This is a genomic window from Streptomyces doebereineriae (assembly GCF_031845645.1).
Taxonomy (GTDB): Bacteria; Actinomycetota; Actinomycetes; order Streptomycetales; family Streptomycetaceae; genus Streptomyces; species Streptomyces canus.
Genome location: NZ_JAVREZ010000004.1, coordinates 453,209 through 468,527 on the forward strand (window position 1 = coordinate 453,209; position 15,319 = coordinate 468,527).

A 15,319-nucleotide genomic window follows, 5' to 3' on the forward strand; every position below is an offset into this window, starting at 1 on the left:
TTTCGTCGTCGCCGGTGACGAAACCGCCGTACATCGAAAGATGCAGTCCAGGACCGTTCCCGGGCATCACGCGCGACGCGCGGACACCGTGTTGGATGGAGCCATGGCCCTCCCCCGCCCGCACCGCTTCGACGTGTACATCGCGGTCGGCGGGCTGCTCGGCGGCCTGCTGCTGGTCGGCATCGGTCTGGGCACCCGGCCGTCCAGCGACCCGATCACCCTCTTCGACGGCCCCCGGCCGGTCCTCGTGCCGCTCACCGTGCTGGCCGGCTGCGAGCTGCTGCGCCGGACGGCGCCCCGCACGGCCCTGCTGACCGGCACCGCCGCGATCTGCGCCGACCTCGTGACCCAGGGCAACCTCGCCACGATCCTGATGTTCACCGACGTCGTCTACGCGGCCGTGCTCTACGGTCCGCTCGCCTCGGCCCGCCGCATCCAGTGGATCACCGGTCTGCTGACCGTGGCCGGGACGCTGGTGCCGTTCGCGGTGTGGCGGGTGCCGGAGGCGCTGCTGATCGGCGTGGTCGTCGGTGTCGTGGCGTACGCGCCGGCCGCCACCGGGTGGATCGTGCGCAACCACCGTGACGCCGCCGAGGCCGCCCGGCTGCGCGCCGAACAGACCGCGCTGGTCGCCGAGATGGACCGCACGCAGGCCGTCACCGCCGAACGCGCCCGGATGGCACGGGAGTTGCACGACATGGTCGCCAACCACCTGTCGGCGATCGCCATCCACTCCACGGCCGCGCTGTCCATCGACGACCCCGCGACCTCCCGGGAGGCGCTCTCGGTGATCCGGGAGAACAGCGTCGACGGGCTCGCCGAGATGCGCAGGCTGATCGGCATCCTGCGCGACGGCGACCACGAGCCCTCCGCCGTCCCCACCCTCGACGGTCTCGCCGCCCTCGTCGACGGCGCCCGAGCCAACGGTCTGGACGTCACCCTGGACGCCCGCCACCACGGCGCCGTGCCCGCTCCCGTCGAACTCGCCGCCTACCGCATCGTCCAGGAGTCCCTGACCAACGCCCTCAAGCACGCGTGTCCGGGCCGGGTCCGAGTGAGCCTCGCGGAGCGGGACGGTGACCTGACCGTCGCGGTGAGCAGTCCGTACGGCGACCGGGACGGGCCCCGCGCCCCCGGTTCCGGCGCCGGGCTGGTCGGGATGCGCGAGCGGGCCGCGTTGCTCGACGGCACGTTCGACGCCGGTCCCGACGGGCCGCACTGGACCGTACGCGCCACCCTGCCCCTGCGTGAAGGAGTCCCCGAATGATCCGCGTCCTCGTCGCCGAGGACCAGTCCTCCGTCCGCGCCGGGCTGGTCCTCATTCTGCGCAGCGCCCCCGGCATCGAGGTGGTCGGCGAGGCGGCGGACGGTGAGCAGGCGGTCGTGCTGGCACGCGAGTTGAGGCCGGATCTCGTGCTGATGGACATTCAGATGCCGCGTCTGGACGGGGTGTCGGCGACCCGGCAGGTCGTCGGGGAAGGGCTCGCGGACGTCCTGGTGCTGACCACCTTCGATCTCGACGAGTACGTGTTCGGGGCCCTGCGGGCCGGGGCCGCCGGTTTCCTGCTGAAGAACACGGAGGCCAAGGACCTCATCACCGCCGTGCGCACGGTGGCGCGGGGGGAGGGAATCGTCGCCCCTGCCGTCACCCGGCGTCTGATCGCCGAGTTCGCCGCCAGGCCGGTCCGCGGGACGAGCGCCGATCCGGCCGTCCTGGACACCCTCACCCGCAGGGAACGCGAGGTGCTGTCCTGTCTCGGGGAGGGCCTGTCCAACGCCGACATCGCCGGCCGCCTCGACATGGCGGAGGCCACGGTGAAGACGCACGTCAGCCGTCTGCTGGGGAAGCTGGAGCTGCGCAGCCGGGTGCAAGCGGCCGTACTGGCACAGGAGTTGGGTGTCTAGTTGCGTCTTGCACCAGAGTGGTCCAGACCTATTGACCCGTGGTCCAGACCTTTCTATTCTCGCGGCACCGTGGGTGTGAAGGCTCAGTCACGCCCCCAACTCCCCTAGGAGGCGCACGATGCGCTTCAGACACAGAGCCGCGGCAGGGTTCGCGACGCTGTTGCTCCCCTTCGCCGGCCTGGTCGGCCTCGCGAGCCCCGCCCAGGCCGCGACCTCCGCCACCGCCACCTACGCCAAGACCCAGGACTGGGGCACCGGCTTCGAAGGCAAGTGGACGGTGAAGAACACCGGTACCACCAGCCTCAGTTCCTGGACCGTCGAGTGGGACTTTCCCTCCGGCACCTCCGTCACCTCCGCCTGGGACGCCGACGTCACCTCGTCCGGCACCCACTGGACCGCCAAGAACAAGTCGTGGAACGGCACCCTCGCCCCAGGCGCCTCCGTCTCCTTCGGCTTCAACGGCGCCGGCAGCGGATCCCCCGCCAACTGCAAGCTGAACGGCGGCAGTTGTGACGGCGGCAGCACTCCAGGAGACGCGCCCCCGTCGGCCCCCGGCACCCCGACCGCCTCCGGCATCACCAACACCTCGGTGAAGCTGGCCTGGAGCGCCGCCACCGACGACAAGGGCATCAAGAACTACGACGTGCTGCGCGACGGTGCCAAGGTGGCGACCGTGACGACGACCTCGTACACGGACACCGGTCTGACCGCCGGCACCGACTACTCCTACACGGTCCAGGCCCGTGACACCGCCGACCAGACCGGACCGGCCGGCGGCGCGGTCGCCGTGCACACCACCGGCGGCACCACCGACCCGCCGCCCACCGGTTCCAAGGTCAAGCTCGGGTACTTCACCGAGTGGGGCGTCTACGGCCGCAACTACCACGTCAAGAACCTGGTGACCTCGGGCTCCGCCTCGAAGATCACGCACATCAACTACGCCTTCGGCAACGTCAAGGACGGCAAGTGCGTCGTCGACGACACCTACGCCGCCTACGACAAGGCGTACACCGCCGACCAGTCCGTCAGCGGCGTCGCCGACACCTGGGACCAGCCGCTGCGCGGCAACTTCAACCAGCTGCGTGAGCTCAAGGCCAAGTACCCGCACATCAAGGTGCTCTACTCCTTCGGCGGCTGGACCTACTCCGGCGGCTTCGCGCAGGCCGCGGCCAACCCCGCCGCCTTCGCCGCCTCCTGCAAGTCGGTCATCGAGGACCCGCGCTGGGCGGATGTCTTCGACGGCATCGACATCGACTGGGAGTACCCGAACGCCTGCGGTCTGACCTGCGACACCAGCGGGGCCGCCGCCTTCAAGAACCTGATGGGGGCGCTGCGTTCGGAGTTCGGCTCCAGCTACCTGGTCACCGCGGCCATCACGGCCGACGGCTCCTCCGGCGGCAAGATCGACGCGGCCGACTACGGCGGCGCCTCCCAGTACGCCGACTGGTACAACGTGATGACGTACGACTACTTCGGCGCCTTCGACGCGGACGGTCCGACCGCCCCGCACTCCCCGCTGACCTCGTACGCCGCCATCCCGACAGCGGGCTTCAACTCGGCCGACGCGATCGCCAAGCTGAAGTCGAAGGGCGTGGCCTCGAAGAAGCTGCTGCTCGGCATCGGCTTCTACGGCCGCGGCTGGACCGGCGTCACCCAGGCCGCCCCCGGAGGCTCGGCGACCGGCGCGGCACCCGGCACCTACGAGGCGGGCATCGAGGACTACAAGGTCCTCAAGACGTCCTGCCCCACCACTGGCACCGTCGCCGGCACGGCGTACGCCTACTGCGGAAACAACTGGTGGTCCTACGACACCCCCGCGACGATCGCCGGCAAGATGACCTGGGCCAAGAACCAGGGCCTGGGCGGAGCGTTCTTCTGGGAGTTCAGCGGCGACACCGGTAACGGAGAGCTGGTGAGCGCCATCAACAGCGGGCTGTCGTAACGGGCCGCTAAGCGACGTTGACGCGCTGTCCGGGCGGGGCTGCCTCCAGCCACGCGAGGAAACCGGTCAGCGCGTCTTCGCTCATGGCGAGCTCGAGACGCGTGCCCCGGTGCAGACAGGTCAGCACGATGTGGTCGGAGAGCAGCGCCAGCTCCTCCTCGCCCTCGGGCAGGCGACGGCCGGCGACCTCGATCGCGGCACGCTCCAGCACCCGGCGCGGGCGATAGGCGTAGGAGAAGACGCGGTACCACTCGACTCGGTCGCCGTTGTAGCGGGCGACGCCGTAGCTCCAGCCTTTGCCGCTGGTGTCGGTCTTCTCCGGCACGTCCCAGCGCAGGGAACAGTCGAAGGTACCGCCGGAGCGCTGGATGAGTCTGCGCCGCAGACCGAAGACGAACAGCCCCAGCACCACCAGGGCCACGACGATTCCGCACACAGTCAGAGCGAGGACCATCGACACCGACCTCCTCGTCTCCTAGGTACCTTCAATAGGTAACGGAACGGAAAAAACATCCAGATCTGCCTCAGCCGCGACCGGCTCCGGATCACTCCGGTGCCGGCCGCGGCTGAGGAACGTCATACGGCTCCGCGCTGGTTCAGCGCGCAGTCGCCGCACGCAGTCGTACGTCCGCGCGACGCTCGGCGGCGGCGTCGCCCTCCGCCTTCGCGCGCTCCAGCTCCCGCTCCGCGCGCTGGACGTCGATCTCGTCCGACAGCTCGGCGATCTCGGCCAGCAGCGACAGCTTGTTGTCCGCGAACGAGATGAAACCGCCGTGCACCGCGGCGACGACCGTCCCGCCATCACTCGTACGGATGGTCACCGGGCCCGACTCCAGCACACCGAGCAGCGGCTGGTGACCGGGCATGACGCCGATGTCGCCGGACGTGGTGCGCGCGACGACCAGGGTGGCCTCGCCGGACCAGACCTCTCGGTCGGCCGCGACCAGCGCGACGTGCAGCTCAGCAGCCAAGGTGGCTCCTCGGGTCACCACCCGGCGATTCGGCCGGGTGTTGGTTACAAGTCTAGTGGGCGTGAATGAGGGGGCGGGACGTGCCCCGCCCCCTCAGTCGAACTCAGTGAGTTCAGGAGACGCCGAGCTCCTTGGCGTTGGCCTTGAGGTCCTCGATGCCACCGCACAGGAAGAACGCCTGCTCCGGGAAGTGGTCGTAGTCGCCGTCGATGATCGCGTTGAACGCGGTGATCGACTCGTCCAGCGGCACGTCCGAGCCGTCCACGCCGGTGAACTGCTTGGCGACGTGGGTGTTCTGGGACAGGAAGCGCTCCACGCGGCGGGCACGCTGGACGACCAGCTTGTCCTCCTCGCCGAGCTCGTCGATGCCGAGGATGGCGATGATGTCCTGGAGATCCTTGTACTTCTGCAGGACCCCCTTGACACGCATGGCGGTGTTGTAGTGGTCCGCCGTGATGTAGCGCGGGTCCAGGATCCGGGACGTGGAGTCCAGCGGGTCCACGGCCGGGTAGATGCCCTTCTCCGAGATCGGACGGGAGAGAACCGTCGTCGCGTCGAGGTGGGCGAACGTGGTGGCCGGGGCCGGGTCGGTCAGGTCGTCCGCGGGGACGTAGATCGCCTGCATCGAGGTGATCGAGTGACCACGGGTCGAGGTGATGCGCTCCTGGAGGAGACCCATCTCGTCGGCCAGGTTCGGCTGGTAGCCCACCGCGGAGGGCATCCGGCCGAGCAGGGTCGAGACCTCGGAACCGGCCTGGGTGAAGCGGAAGATGTTGTCGATGAAGAACAGCACGTCCTGCTTCTGCACATCGCGGAAGTACTCCGCCATGGTCAGACCGGCGAGGGCCACGCGCAGACGGGTGCCCGGGGGCTCGTCCATCTGGCCGAAGACCAGGGCGGTCTTGTCGATGACGCCCGACTCCGCCATCTCCTCGATGAGGTCGTTGCCCTCACGGGTGCGCTCACCGACACCGGCGAACACGGAGACACCGTCGTGGTTGTTGGCGACGCGGTAGATCATCTCCTGGATGAGCACCGTCTTGCCGACGCCGGCACCACCGAACAGACCGATCTTTCCACCCTTGACGTACGGGGTGAGAAGGTCGATGACCTTGACGCCGGTCTCGAACATCTCGGTCTTCGACTCGAGCTCGTCGAAGTTCGGGGCCTTGCGGTGGATGCCCCAGCGCTCGCCCTCGTACTTCTCGTCGGTGTTCAGCACCTCACCGAGGGTGTTGAACACCTTGCCCTTGGTGAAGTCGCCGACCGGCACGGTGATGGAGGCACCGGTGTCGGTGACCGCGGCCTGGCGGACCAGACCGTCGGTGGGCTGCATGGAGATGGTGCGGACCAGGCCGTCACCCAGGTGCTGGGCGACCTCCAGGGTCAGCGTCTTCTTCGCACCGTCGAGGGCCGGGTCGGCCACCTCTACGTGCAGAGCGTTGTAGATCTCCGGCATCGCGTCGACGGGGAATTCCACGTCGACGACCGGGCCGATGACCCGGGCGACGCGGCCCGTGGCAGCGGCCGTCTCAACTGTCGTCGTCATTACCTGTCACTCCCCGCGGACGCGTCGGCCAGGGCTGCGGAGCCACCGACGATCTCGCTGATTTCCTGGGTGATTTCGGCCTGGCGGGCCGCGTTGGCAAGTCGGGAGAGGCTGGTGATCAGGTCTCCCGCGTTGTCGGTGGCCGACTTCATCGCGCGCCGCGTGGCGGCGTGCTTGGAGGCGGCCGACTGGAGCAGCGCGTTGTAGATACGGCTCTCGACGTAGCGCGGCAGAAGGGCGTCGAGGACGTCCTCCGCCGAGGGCTCGAAGTCGTACAACGGGAGGATCTCGCCCTGGGGGGCGGCCTCCTTCGCCACGTCCTCGAGGCTGAGCGGGAGCAGACGGTCGTCGAGCGCCGTCTGCGTCATCATCGAGACGAACTCGGTGAAGACGATGTGGAGCTCGTCCACGCCGCCCTCGGCCGTGTCCTTCTCGATGGCCTCGATCAGCGGCGCCGCGACCTTCTTGGCGTCCGCGTACGTGGGCTGGTCGGTGAAGCCGCCCCACGACTCCGTGATCTTGCGCTCACGGAAGTTGTAGTGCGCGACACCACGGCGGCCGACGATGTAGATCTCGACCTCCTTGCCCTCGCGCTCCAGCCGCTCGGTGAGCTTCTCAGCCGTCTTGATGGCGCTGGAGTTGAAGGCACCGGCAAGACCACGGTCGCTCGTCAGGAGCAGCACCGCGGAGCGCACGACCGTCTCGGCCTGCGTGGTCAGCGGGTGCTTCGTGTTCGAGCCGGTACCGACCGCCGTGACCGCACGCGTCAGTTCCTGCGCGTACGGCGTGGAGGCCGCCACCTTGCGCTGCGCCTTGACGACGCGCGAGGCGGCGATCATCTCCATCGCCTTGGTGATCTTCTTGGTCGCGGTGACGGATCGGATGCGACGCTTGTAGACCCGGAGCTGGGCTCCCATGAGTCAGGTCCCTTCCGTCGTCACTTGGCCGTGGCGGCCGGCGCGTCTTCGCCGAGAAGCTTGCCGTCCGAGGTCTCGAACTGCTTCTTGAAGTCCGCGATGCCGTCGGCGATGGCGGTGAGCGTGTCGTCCGACATCTTGCCGCCCTCCTTGATGGAGGTCATGAGGCCCTGCTCCTTGCGGTGCAGGTACTCCAGCAGCTCCTTCTCGAAGCGGCGGATGTCGGAGACCGGGACCTCGTCCAGCTTGCCGGTGGTGGCCGCCCAGATGGAGACGACCTGGTCCTCGGTGGCCATCGGCTGGTACTGAGCCTGCTTGAGCAGCTCGACCAGTCGCTGACCGCGCTCCAGCTGCGCCTTCGACGCGGCGTCCAGGTCGGAACCGAAGGCGGCGAACGCCTCCAGCTCACGGTACTGGGCGAGGTCCAGGCGCAGACGGCCGGAAACCTGCTTCATCGCCTTGTGCTGCGCGGAACCACCGACTCGGGAGACGGAGATACCGACGTTCAGCGCGGGGCGCTGACCGGCGTTGAACAGGTCCGACTCCAGGAAGCACTGGCCGTCGGTGATGGAGATGACGTTGGTCGGGATGAACGCCGAGACGTCGTTGGCCTTGGTCTCGACGATCGGCAGACCGGTCATCGAGCCGGCACCCAGCTCGTCGGAGAGCTTCGCGCAGCGCTCCAGCAGACGGGAGTGCAGGTAGAAGACGTCACCCGGGTAGGCCTCACGGCCCGGCGGGCGGCGCAGCAGGAGGGACACGGCGCGGTAGGCGTCGGCCTGCTTCGAGAGGTCGTCGAAGATGATGAGGACGTGCTTGCCCTCGTACATCCACTGCTGGCCGATGGCCGAACCGGTGTACGGCGCCAGGTACTTGAAGCCGGCCGGGTCGGACGCCGGGGCGGCGACGATGGTCGTGTACTCCAGCGCGCCGGCCTCTTCCAGGGCGCCACGCACGGAGGCGATGGTCGAGCCCTTCTGACCGATGGCGACGTAGACGCAGCGGACCTGCTTCTTCGGGTCGCCGGAGCGCCAGTTGTCGCGCTGGTTGATGATCGTGTCGACGGCCAGGGCGGTCTTGCCGGTCTGACGGTCACCGATGACCAGCTGACGCTGGCCACGGCCGATCGGGGTCATCGCGTCGACGGCCTTGTAGCCGGTCTCCATCGGCTCGTGCACCGACTTACGGGCCATGACGCCCGGAGCCTGCAGCTCAAGGGCACGACGACCGCTGGTCTCGATCTCGCCGAGGCCGTCGATCGGGTTGCCGAGCGGGTCGACGACGCGGCCGAGGTAGCCCTCGCCGACGGCCACGGAGAGGACCTCACCGGTACGGGAGACCGGCTGACCCTCCTCGATGCCGCTGAACTCACCGAGGACGACGCAGCCGATCTCGCGCTCTTCCAGGTTGAGCGCGAGGCCGAGGGTGCCGTCCTCGAACTTCAGCAGTTCGTTGGCCATGGCCGAGGGCAGACCCTCGACCTTCGCGATGCCGTCGCCGGCAAGGGTGACCGTACCGACCTCCTCGCGCGAGGCCGCGTCCGGCTTGTACGACTGGACGAAGTTCTCCAGCGCGTCCCGGATCTCCTCCGGCCGGATCGTGAGCTCCGCCATCTGGGTTCCCTGCTCTCCTTGTTGGGCCCGAAGTTTCACTTTGGGGGTCTGGGGGCGACCCCCAGGATTCTTCATGTACGGCCCAACCAGGGCCGTCGTAAGTACGTACTGCTATGAAGTTGCTGTCAGCCCGCCAGGCGGCGGCCGGCGTCCTCGATGCGGTCCGCGAGGGAGCCGTTGATGACCTCGTCGCCGACCTGCACCCGGATCCCGCCGAGGACCTCGGGGTCCACGTCGAGGTTGAGGTGCATCTGGCGGCCGTAGAGCTTCGCCAGGGCACCGCCCAGACGCTGCTTCTGCTGGTCGCTCAGCGGAACCGCCGAGGTGACGACGGCCACCATGCGGTCCCGGCGCTCGGCGGCGAGCTTGGACAGGGACTCCAGTCCCGCCTCCAGGCTACGTCCCCGGGGCGCGGCCACAAGGCGCGTCACCAGACGTTCGGTCGTCGCATCGGCGCGGCCGCCGAGCAGGCTGCCGAGCAGCTCACGCTTGGCCGGGGCGGTTGCGGCGCGGTCGGTCAGCGCGGCGCGCAGCTCGGTGTTCGAGGCGACGATCCGGCCGAACCGGAACAGCTCGTCCTCGACGTTGTCGAGCTTGCCCCGCTGCTGCGCGGCGGTGAGGTCGGCGGCGTCGGCCAGCTCCTCCAGCGCGTCCACCAGGTCACGCGAGCGCGACCAGCGGGAGCGCACCATGCCGGACACCAGGTCGGTGGCGGGGCCGCCGACCTGCGTGCCGATCAGGCGCTGGGCCAGTTCGGCCTTGGCCTCGCCGGCCTGCGCCGGGTCGGTCAGGACCCGACGCAGCGACACCTCGCGGTCGAGCAGCGCGGTGACGGCGGCCAGCTCGTCGGCGAGCGAGCCGGCGTCCACGGACGTGTTGTCCGTCAGCGCGTCGAGACGCTCGCGTGCGGCTGCCAGGGCATCGCGGCTCGCTCCGTTCATCGCGCGGCCTCGGCCTTCTCCTCGAGGTCGTCGAGGAAGCGGTCGATCACGCGGCTCTGCCGGGCGTGGTCCTCGAGGGACTCACCGACGAGCTTGCCGGCCAGGTCGGTGGCGAGCTTGCCGACGTCCTGGCGCAGCGCGGACGCGGCGGCCTTGCGGTCGGCCTCGATCTGCGAGTGACCGGCGGCGACGATCTCCTCGCGCTGCCGCTGGCCTTCCGCGCGCATCTCGGCGATGAGCGTGGCGCCCTGCTCCTGCGCCTCCTGGCGCAGACGCGCTGCCTCGTGGCGGGCCTCGGCGAGCTGTGCCTTGTACTGCTCAAGGACGCTCTGGGCCTCGGTCTGCGCGGCCTCGGCCTTCTCGATACCGCCCTCGATGGCCTCGCGACGCTCTTCCAGAACCTTGTTGATGGTCGGGAGGAGCTTCTTGGCGAGGAAGCCGAAGACGATGACGAAGGCGATCAGGCCGATGACAAGCTCCGGCCACGGCGGAATGAGGGGATTCTCCTTCTCCGCCTCGGCCGCCAGCTGAACCAGTGCGTGGTTCACATCAGTGCCTTTCGTCGAATGGGGCTGTCGTCGTGGTTCGTCTTAGTAGACGAACGGCATGACGAGGCCGATGAGGGCCAGCGCCTCACAGAACGCGAAGCCGAGGATCTGGTTACCGCGGATGAGGCCGGCCGCCTCGGGCTGGCGGGCGAGGGCCTGGGTGCCGTTGCCGAAGATGATGCCGACGCCGACGCCCGGGCCGATCGCGGCGAGGCCGTAACCGATGGAGCCGAGGTTGCCTTCGACCGCAGCGAGGGTCTGGAGAGCGGACATGCCGGTTCTTCCTTCTCTTTCAGTGACCGGTGGGGGTTGGCCACCGGATGTCTCTTGGGGTGTGGCGGGGGCGGTGCTCAGTGGTGCTCGGCGAGCGCGCCCTGGATGAAGGTGCAGGTCAGGAGGACGAAGACGTACGCCTGGACCGCCTGGATGAAGAGCTCGAAGGCCGTCATCACGATGACCATCACGAACGAGACGGCGGAGTAGGCGATGCCGATGCCGTTGAGCATGTACCAGCTGGCGATCGTGAAGAGCAGCAGCAGGGTGTGGCCGGCGAACATGTTCGCGAAGAGTCGCACCGCGTGCGTGAACGGACGCACCAGCAGGTTCGAGGCGAGCTCGATCGTCATCGACAGCGGGAGCACCGCGCCCAGCGACTTGTCGTAGCCGGTGAAGTTCTTGAAGGCGCCGACGAAACCGTGCCGCTTGAAGGTCAGCGAGACCCAGGTGACGTAGACGACCGCGGCCAGGATGGCCGGGTAGGCGATGATCGACGTCACCGGGAAGGAGGCGACCGGGACGATCGACCACAGGTTCAGCATCCAGATGAAGAAGAACAGCGAGACGGCGAGCGGAACGTACTTCTCGCCCTCCTTCTTGCCGATCGTCTCGTAGACGACGCCGCGGCGGACGAAGTCGTAGCCGGCCTCGGCGATCATCTGGAGCTTGCCGGGGACGACCTTCGGCCGGGCGAAGGCGGCCCAGAAGAAGCCCACGATGATGACGGAGCCGAGCAGGGCGAGCAGCATCGGCTTGTTGAAGTAGAGGCCGTTGCCGTCCGCGTCGCCCCAGAGGGGCTCGAACATGAACGAGTGCAGGCCCGGAGCCGGGAAGCCACACCCGTCGAACAGGTGACAGCTCGTGTCGAAAGCGAGCGTCTGCGTCGGGTCAGCACTCACCGCGGGCTCCTTCGTCGTGGCGCATAGGTACGGCAACCTCGTTGTGTCGGCGCGGCGGTAGGCCGCAGTTCGGCACGGGACTGGTGTAACGGATGTGGGGGCGGCCGGGGGGCATCGAGCCTCGCGTTCGAGCAGGCGTCAGCTCGGATGCCCGCGCCCGCGATGCCGCAGTTGGCACCGGACGATAGCAGGGTCTCTCAGTCGCATTTATCCCGGCCCTACCTCTCACGACGAGTGCCCCGTTTTTTCGGGCTTGGTGCCCGAATCGGGTTCGACGTAGAGGATCTTGGACTTCATGTGGGCGCGTGTCTGTGCGGCGATCCAGGTGAGGGTGCCGACGACGAGCGTGAGAGCGAAAGCCTTGGGGTGGAACAGCGTGGTGTTCTTGAACACCGCGACGAAGACGAACAGCAGCAGGATCTGAGCCGTGTAGAGCATCAGGCCCATTGCCTGGAACAGGTGCGGAAGCGATTTGGCAGTGCGCTGCAGGACGTAGAGGCCGATACCCATGAAGAGGATCACGATCAGCGTCGCCACCCCCGCCCCGATCGCACCCTTGCCACCGGCGACCACACCACTGACGACGGCGGCAACAGCGCCGACGGCAGCCGTGGGCACGGCGGCCTGAGCCAGGATCCGGACGTCGTTGGACGGCATGGCGGCAACTCCGCTTTCAAAGGGGGGCAGGGTGTCGTCATGGACGAGCGTAGTCCCGGGCTGAGGGTGACCCTCACGCCAATGGACCGTCGCACTACGGTCCTTCGGCTCCGCCCTGGGTTCTCGTGAACCGTATCACAAACTATTTGATGCGGTCTTTACCTAGATGGTGTGCTCGCTGTCACACATGAGAGTGAAGCTGCGCGTCTGTGCGGAAACGCGGGCGACTTGTCTGGTATAAGGGCAGTTTGTCGCCCCGCCGAACTCCCACGCGTTGGCAATGCTTTAGTCAGATTCTTACCTTGGGCGTCAGCGCGAGGTCTCGGCCTTGGGCCTCTCCGGGGCGTGCGAACGAGCCCTCAGCGCGGTGGCGCCGTTGACACCCGCCACCCCGACAGCGACCGGGGTGCGCTGTTCCACCTCCACGGACTCCATGGACTCCGCGGCCACGGGACGCCGACGGCGGTAGCGCGGCGGCACGATGGCCTGAGCCCACACCGGGACGCGCGGGGTGAAGCGCGGCAGCAGGAGCAGCACGAGACCGATGGCGCTGAGGAACACGACGCCGAGCACGATCCACATGGACGCGGAGTTCACCGAGTAGGCGAGCGAGCCGAACGCGATCAGGGCCGACCAGAAGTACATGATCCACACCGCGCGGCTGTGCGAGTGCCCGATCTCCAGGAGCCGGTGGTGCAAGTGCCCGCGGTCGGCGGCGAACGGCGACTGACCGCGCCAGGTCCGGCGCACGATCGCCGAGATCAGGTCGGCGGCCGGCACCGCGATGATGCTCAGCGGCAGCAGCAGCGGGATGTAGACGGGGACCGTCTGGTGCACGGCCGCCTTCTCGGACCCGGCGAACAGCTTCAGGGCGTCCGGGTCGATCTGCCCGGTGATGGAGATCGCGCCCGCGGCCAGCACCAGGCCGATGAGCATCGAGCCGGAGTCGCCCATGAAGATCCGCGCGGGGTGCATGTTGTGCGGCAGGAAGCCCAGGCACATGCCCATCAGGATCGCCGAGAACAGCGTCGCCGGGGCGGCCGCCTCGATGCCGTACGAGTACCAGATCCGGTACGCGTACAGGAAGAACGCCGCCGCCGCGATGCAGACCATGCCCGCCGCGAGACCGTCGAGGCCGTCGACGAAGTTCACCGCGTTGATGGTGATGACGACGAGCGCCACCGTCAGCAGGGTGCCCTGCCACTGGGTCAGCGCGACCGAGCCGACGCTGGGGATGGGCAGCCACAGGATCGTCAGACCCTGCATGACCATCACGCCCGCGGCGATCATCTGGCCGCCCAGCTTGATCAGGGCGTCGATCTCGAACTTGTCGTCCAGGACACCGATCAGCCAGATCAGGGCCGCTCCGGAGAGCAGGGCGCGCGGTTCGTTCGACTTCTCGAAGACCTCGCTGAGGTTGGTCAGGTGGTCGGCGACCAGCAGGCCCGCGCACAGTCCGAAGAACATGGCGATACCGCCGAGCCTCGGAGTCGGTTCCCGGTGCACGTCACGGGCCCTGATCTCCGGCATCGCTCCGGCCACGATCGCGAACTTCCGTACCGGCCCTGTCAGCAGATACGTCACCGCGGCCGTGATGCAGAGCGTCAGCAGGTATTCACGCACAGGCTTCCCCACAGGTCTCGCTGGCCATCTCCGCCCCACACCCTAGCGACGCACGCATATGGTTGGGGACTTCCGGGTAGAGCCGATGGTTGCATGTGCGGCTGTGCCCGCAGGTGCGGATACCCCCGCTCAGGCCGGATACGGCGGAAATCCACCGACCAGATCCCGCACTTCTTCACGTGCCCTGACGCTCTCGACGTCGCCGCGCACGACCCCCGCGAGCAGGGCGGCGATCCTCTCCATCTCCTTCTCCGCCATGCCCTGGGTGGTGACGGCGGCGGTGCCGAGGCGCAGTCCGCGGGTGTCCGCGTGAGGCAGCGCACAGCAGTCGAGGACCATGCCGGCGGCCGCGAGCCGTCCCCTCGCCGTGCGTCCGTCGACGCCGAGGGGCGCCGGATCGGCCGTCACGAGGTGGGTGTCGGTCCCGCCGGTGGTGACGACGATCCCCTCGTCGGCCAGCGCGGCCGCGAGGATCCTCGCATTGGCCACCACCTGATGGGTGTACGCGGCGAACGCCGGTGTCGCCGCCTCGCCGAACGCGACCGCCTTGGCCGCGATGGTGTGCATCTGCGCGCCGCCCTGCGTGAACGGGAAGACGGCCCGGTCGACCCGCTCGGCCAGTTCGCCGCCGCAGAGGATCATTCCGCCGCGGGGGCCCCGCAGCACCTTGTGCGTGGTGGCGCAGACGACGTCGGCGTACGGCACCGGACTGGGCGCCGCTCCCCCGGCGACGAGCCCGATGGGGTGCGCGGCGTCGGCGATCAGATACGCGCCCACCTCGTCGGCGACCTCGCGGAAGAAGGCGTAGTCGATGTGCCGGGGATAGGCGATGGAGCCGCACACGATCGCCTTGGGCCGGTGGGTGCGGGCCAGTGTCCGGACCTGGTCGTGGTCGATGAGCCCGGTCTCGGCGTCGACGCCGTAGGGGACGAAGTCGAACCAGCGGCCGGAGAAGTTGGCGGGCGAGCCGTGGGTGAGATGGCCGCCGTAGGGCAGGCCGAGGGCGAGGACGGTGTCGCCGGGGCGCAGGAGCGCGGCGTAGGCGGCCAGGACCGCCGAAGAGCCGGAGTGGGACTGCACGTTGGCGTGCTCGGCGCCGAACAGGGACTTCGCCCGGTCCACGGCGAGCCGCTCGGCGACGTCCACGATCTCGCAGCCGCCGTGGTGCCGGGCGCCCGGATATCCCTCGGCGTACTTGTTGGCCAGCGCAGAGCCCAGCGCGGCCAGTACGGCCGGGGAGCAGAAGTTCTCGGCGGCGATGAGCTGAAGCGTCGACGACTGCCGATGGAGCTCCCCGAGCAGGATCTCGGCCAGCTCGGGGTCCTGCCGCGTGAGGACGTCGGCGGTCTGGGGCGCATGGGTGACCGACATGGTGAACTCCGGGGCGTCGACGGTGACGTACGTCCAATGTAGGCCCGGGGCCCGTGAGGTGCCCGGTCGTTACGTCCTTGCGGGTACACCCGTGAGCGCGGTGACGA

Annotated in this window: 15 protein-coding genes; 3 read left to right on the forward strand and 12 right to left on the reverse strand. The window is 68.6% G+C overall.

The annotated features are described in order from the left end of the window. The first annotated feature begins 103 nt into the window (after window positions 1-103). The 3 genes from RNB18_RS14950 (at window position 104) to RNB18_RS14960 (ending at window position 3,847) form a co-directional block, all read left to right on the forward strand. Window positions 104-1,267: a sensor histidine kinase gene (locus RNB18_RS14950; protein ID WP_311714572.1), complete on the forward strand. Its 1,164-nt coding sequence runs from the start codon at window positions 104-106 to the stop codon at window positions 1,265-1,267. Continuing rightward, complete coding sequence (locus tag RNB18_RS14955) at window positions 1,264-1,905, forward strand: response regulator transcription factor (RefSeq protein ID WP_311714573.1); 642 nt, start codon at window positions 1,264-1,266, stop codon at window positions 1,903-1,905. The genes RNB18_RS14950 and RNB18_RS14955 overlap by 4 nt, the downstream gene beginning before the upstream one ends. A gap of 118 nt (window positions 1,906-2,023) precedes the next feature. Continuing rightward, on the forward strand, window positions 2,024-3,847 hold the full coding sequence (locus tag RNB18_RS14960; RefSeq protein WP_311714574.1) for a glycoside hydrolase family 18 chitinase: 1,824 nt from the start codon (window positions 2,024-2,026) through the stop codon (window positions 3,845-3,847). Between the two features lie 7 nt (window positions 3,848-3,854). On the opposite strand, the gene RNB18_RS14965 is transcribed toward RNB18_RS14960, so the two are convergent. The 12 genes from RNB18_RS14965 to RNB18_RS15020 all read right to left on the reverse strand — a co-directional run bounded on the left by RNB18_RS14965 (window position 3,855) and on the right by RNB18_RS15020 (window position 15,212). Further along, a complete protein-coding gene (locus RNB18_RS14965; RefSeq protein ID WP_057612075.1) occupies window positions 3,855-4,301 on the reverse strand; it encodes a DUF2550 domain-containing protein in 447 nt (148 codons plus the stop codon). A gap of 142 nt (window positions 4,302-4,443) precedes the next feature. After that, a complete protein-coding gene (locus RNB18_RS14970) occupies window positions 4,444-4,818 on the reverse strand; it encodes a F0F1 ATP synthase subunit epsilon (RefSeq protein WP_007384727.1) in 375 nt (124 codons plus the stop codon). Between the two features lie 112 nt (window positions 4,819-4,930). Continuing rightward, complete coding sequence (atpD, locus tag RNB18_RS14975; protein ID WP_057612076.1) at window positions 4,931-6,367, reverse strand: F0F1 ATP synthase subunit beta; 1,437 nt, start codon at window positions 6,365-6,367, stop codon at window positions 4,931-4,933. After that, window positions 6,367-7,284, reverse strand: coding sequence for a F0F1 ATP synthase subunit gamma (locus tag RNB18_RS14980; RefSeq protein ID WP_059211387.1), 918 nt, complete (start codon window positions 7,282-7,284; stop codon window positions 6,367-6,369). The genes atpD and RNB18_RS14980 overlap by 1 nt, the downstream gene beginning before the upstream one ends. Window positions 7,285-7,304: 20 nt before the next feature. Beyond that, complete coding sequence (gene atpA / locus RNB18_RS14985; protein WP_057612078.1) at window positions 7,305-8,897, reverse strand: F0F1 ATP synthase subunit alpha; 1,593 nt, start codon at window positions 8,895-8,897, stop codon at window positions 7,305-7,307. Window positions 8,898-9,022: 125 nt separating this feature from the next. Continuing rightward, on the reverse strand, window positions 9,023-9,838 hold the full coding sequence (locus tag RNB18_RS14990; protein ID WP_311714575.1) for a F0F1 ATP synthase subunit delta: 816 nt from the start codon (window positions 9,836-9,838) through the stop codon (window positions 9,023-9,025). Continuing rightward, window positions 9,835-10,386 (reverse strand): F0F1 ATP synthase subunit B, encoded by a 552-nt coding sequence (locus RNB18_RS14995; protein WP_311714576.1) that lies wholly within the window; start codon window positions 10,384-10,386, stop codon window positions 9,835-9,837. The genes RNB18_RS14990 and RNB18_RS14995 overlap by 4 nt, the downstream gene beginning before the upstream one ends. A gap of 42 nt (window positions 10,387-10,428) precedes the next feature. Beyond that, window positions 10,429-10,659: an ATP synthase subunit c family protein gene (locus RNB18_RS15000; RefSeq protein ID WP_031040683.1), complete on the reverse strand. Its 231-nt coding sequence runs from the start codon at window positions 10,657-10,659 to the stop codon at window positions 10,429-10,431. Between the two features lie 77 nt (window positions 10,660-10,736). Then, window positions 10,737-11,561: a F0F1 ATP synthase subunit A gene (atpB, locus tag RNB18_RS15005; protein ID WP_266526968.1), complete on the reverse strand. Its 825-nt coding sequence runs from the start codon at window positions 11,559-11,561 to the stop codon at window positions 10,737-10,739. Between the two features lie 225 nt (window positions 11,562-11,786). Then, on the reverse strand, window positions 11,787-12,218 hold the full coding sequence (locus RNB18_RS15010; RefSeq protein WP_057612081.1) for a hypothetical protein: 432 nt from the start codon (window positions 12,216-12,218) through the stop codon (window positions 11,787-11,789). Window positions 12,219-12,527: 309 nt separating this feature from the next. Continuing rightward, window positions 12,528-13,841, reverse strand: coding sequence for an MraY family glycosyltransferase (locus RNB18_RS15015; RefSeq protein ID WP_311714577.1), 1,314 nt, complete (start codon window positions 13,839-13,841; stop codon window positions 12,528-12,530). Window positions 13,842-13,970: 129 nt separating this feature from the next. Continuing rightward, window positions 13,971-15,212 (reverse strand): serine hydroxymethyltransferase, encoded by a 1,242-nt coding sequence (locus tag RNB18_RS15020; protein ID WP_311714578.1) that lies wholly within the window; start codon window positions 15,210-15,212, stop codon window positions 13,971-13,973. Window positions 15,213-15,319: the final 107 nt, after the last annotated feature.

Excerpts from the sequence above, each read along its gene's own strand:
- RNB18_RS15010 (WP_057612081.1), bottom strand. The coding sequence starts at position 12,218 with ATGCCGTCCAACGACGTCCGGATCCTGGCTCAGGCCGCCGTGCCCACG.
- RNB18_RS14950 (WP_311714572.1), top strand. The coding sequence starts at position 104 with ATGGCCCTCCCCCGCCCGCACCGCTTCGACGTGTACATCGCGGTCGGC.
- atpD (WP_057612076.1), bottom strand. The coding sequence starts at position 6,367 with ATGACGACGACAGTTGAGACGGCCGCTGCCACGGGCCGCGTCGCCCGG.
- RNB18_RS14955 (WP_311714573.1), top strand. The coding sequence starts at position 1,264 with ATGATCCGCGTCCTCGTCGCCGAGGACCAGTCCTCCGTCCGCGCCGGG.
- RNB18_RS15000 (WP_031040683.1), bottom strand. The coding sequence starts at position 10,659 with ATGTCCGCTCTCCAGACCCTCGCTGCGGTCGAAGGCAACCTCGGCTCC.
- atpA (WP_057612078.1), bottom strand. The coding sequence starts at position 8,897 with ATGGCGGAGCTCACGATCCGGCCGGAGGAGATCCGGGACGCGCTGGAG.
- RNB18_RS14980 (WP_059211387.1), bottom strand. The coding sequence starts at position 7,284 with ATGGGAGCCCAGCTCCGGGTCTACAAGCGTCGCATCCGATCCGTCACC.
- RNB18_RS15020 (WP_311714578.1), bottom strand. The coding sequence starts at position 15,212 with ATGTCGGTCACCCATGCGCCCCAGACCGCCGACGTCCTCACGCGGCAG.
- RNB18_RS14965 (WP_057612075.1), bottom strand. The coding sequence starts at position 4,301 with ATGGTCCTCGCTCTGACTGTGTGCGGAATCGTCGTGGCCCTGGTGGTG.
- RNB18_RS14960 (WP_311714574.1), top strand. The coding sequence starts at position 2,024 with ATGCGCTTCAGACACAGAGCCGCGGCAGGGTTCGCGACGCTGTTGCTC.
- RNB18_RS14990 (WP_311714575.1), bottom strand. The coding sequence starts at position 9,838 with ATGAACGGAGCGAGCCGCGATGCCCTGGCAGCCGCACGCGAGCGTCTC.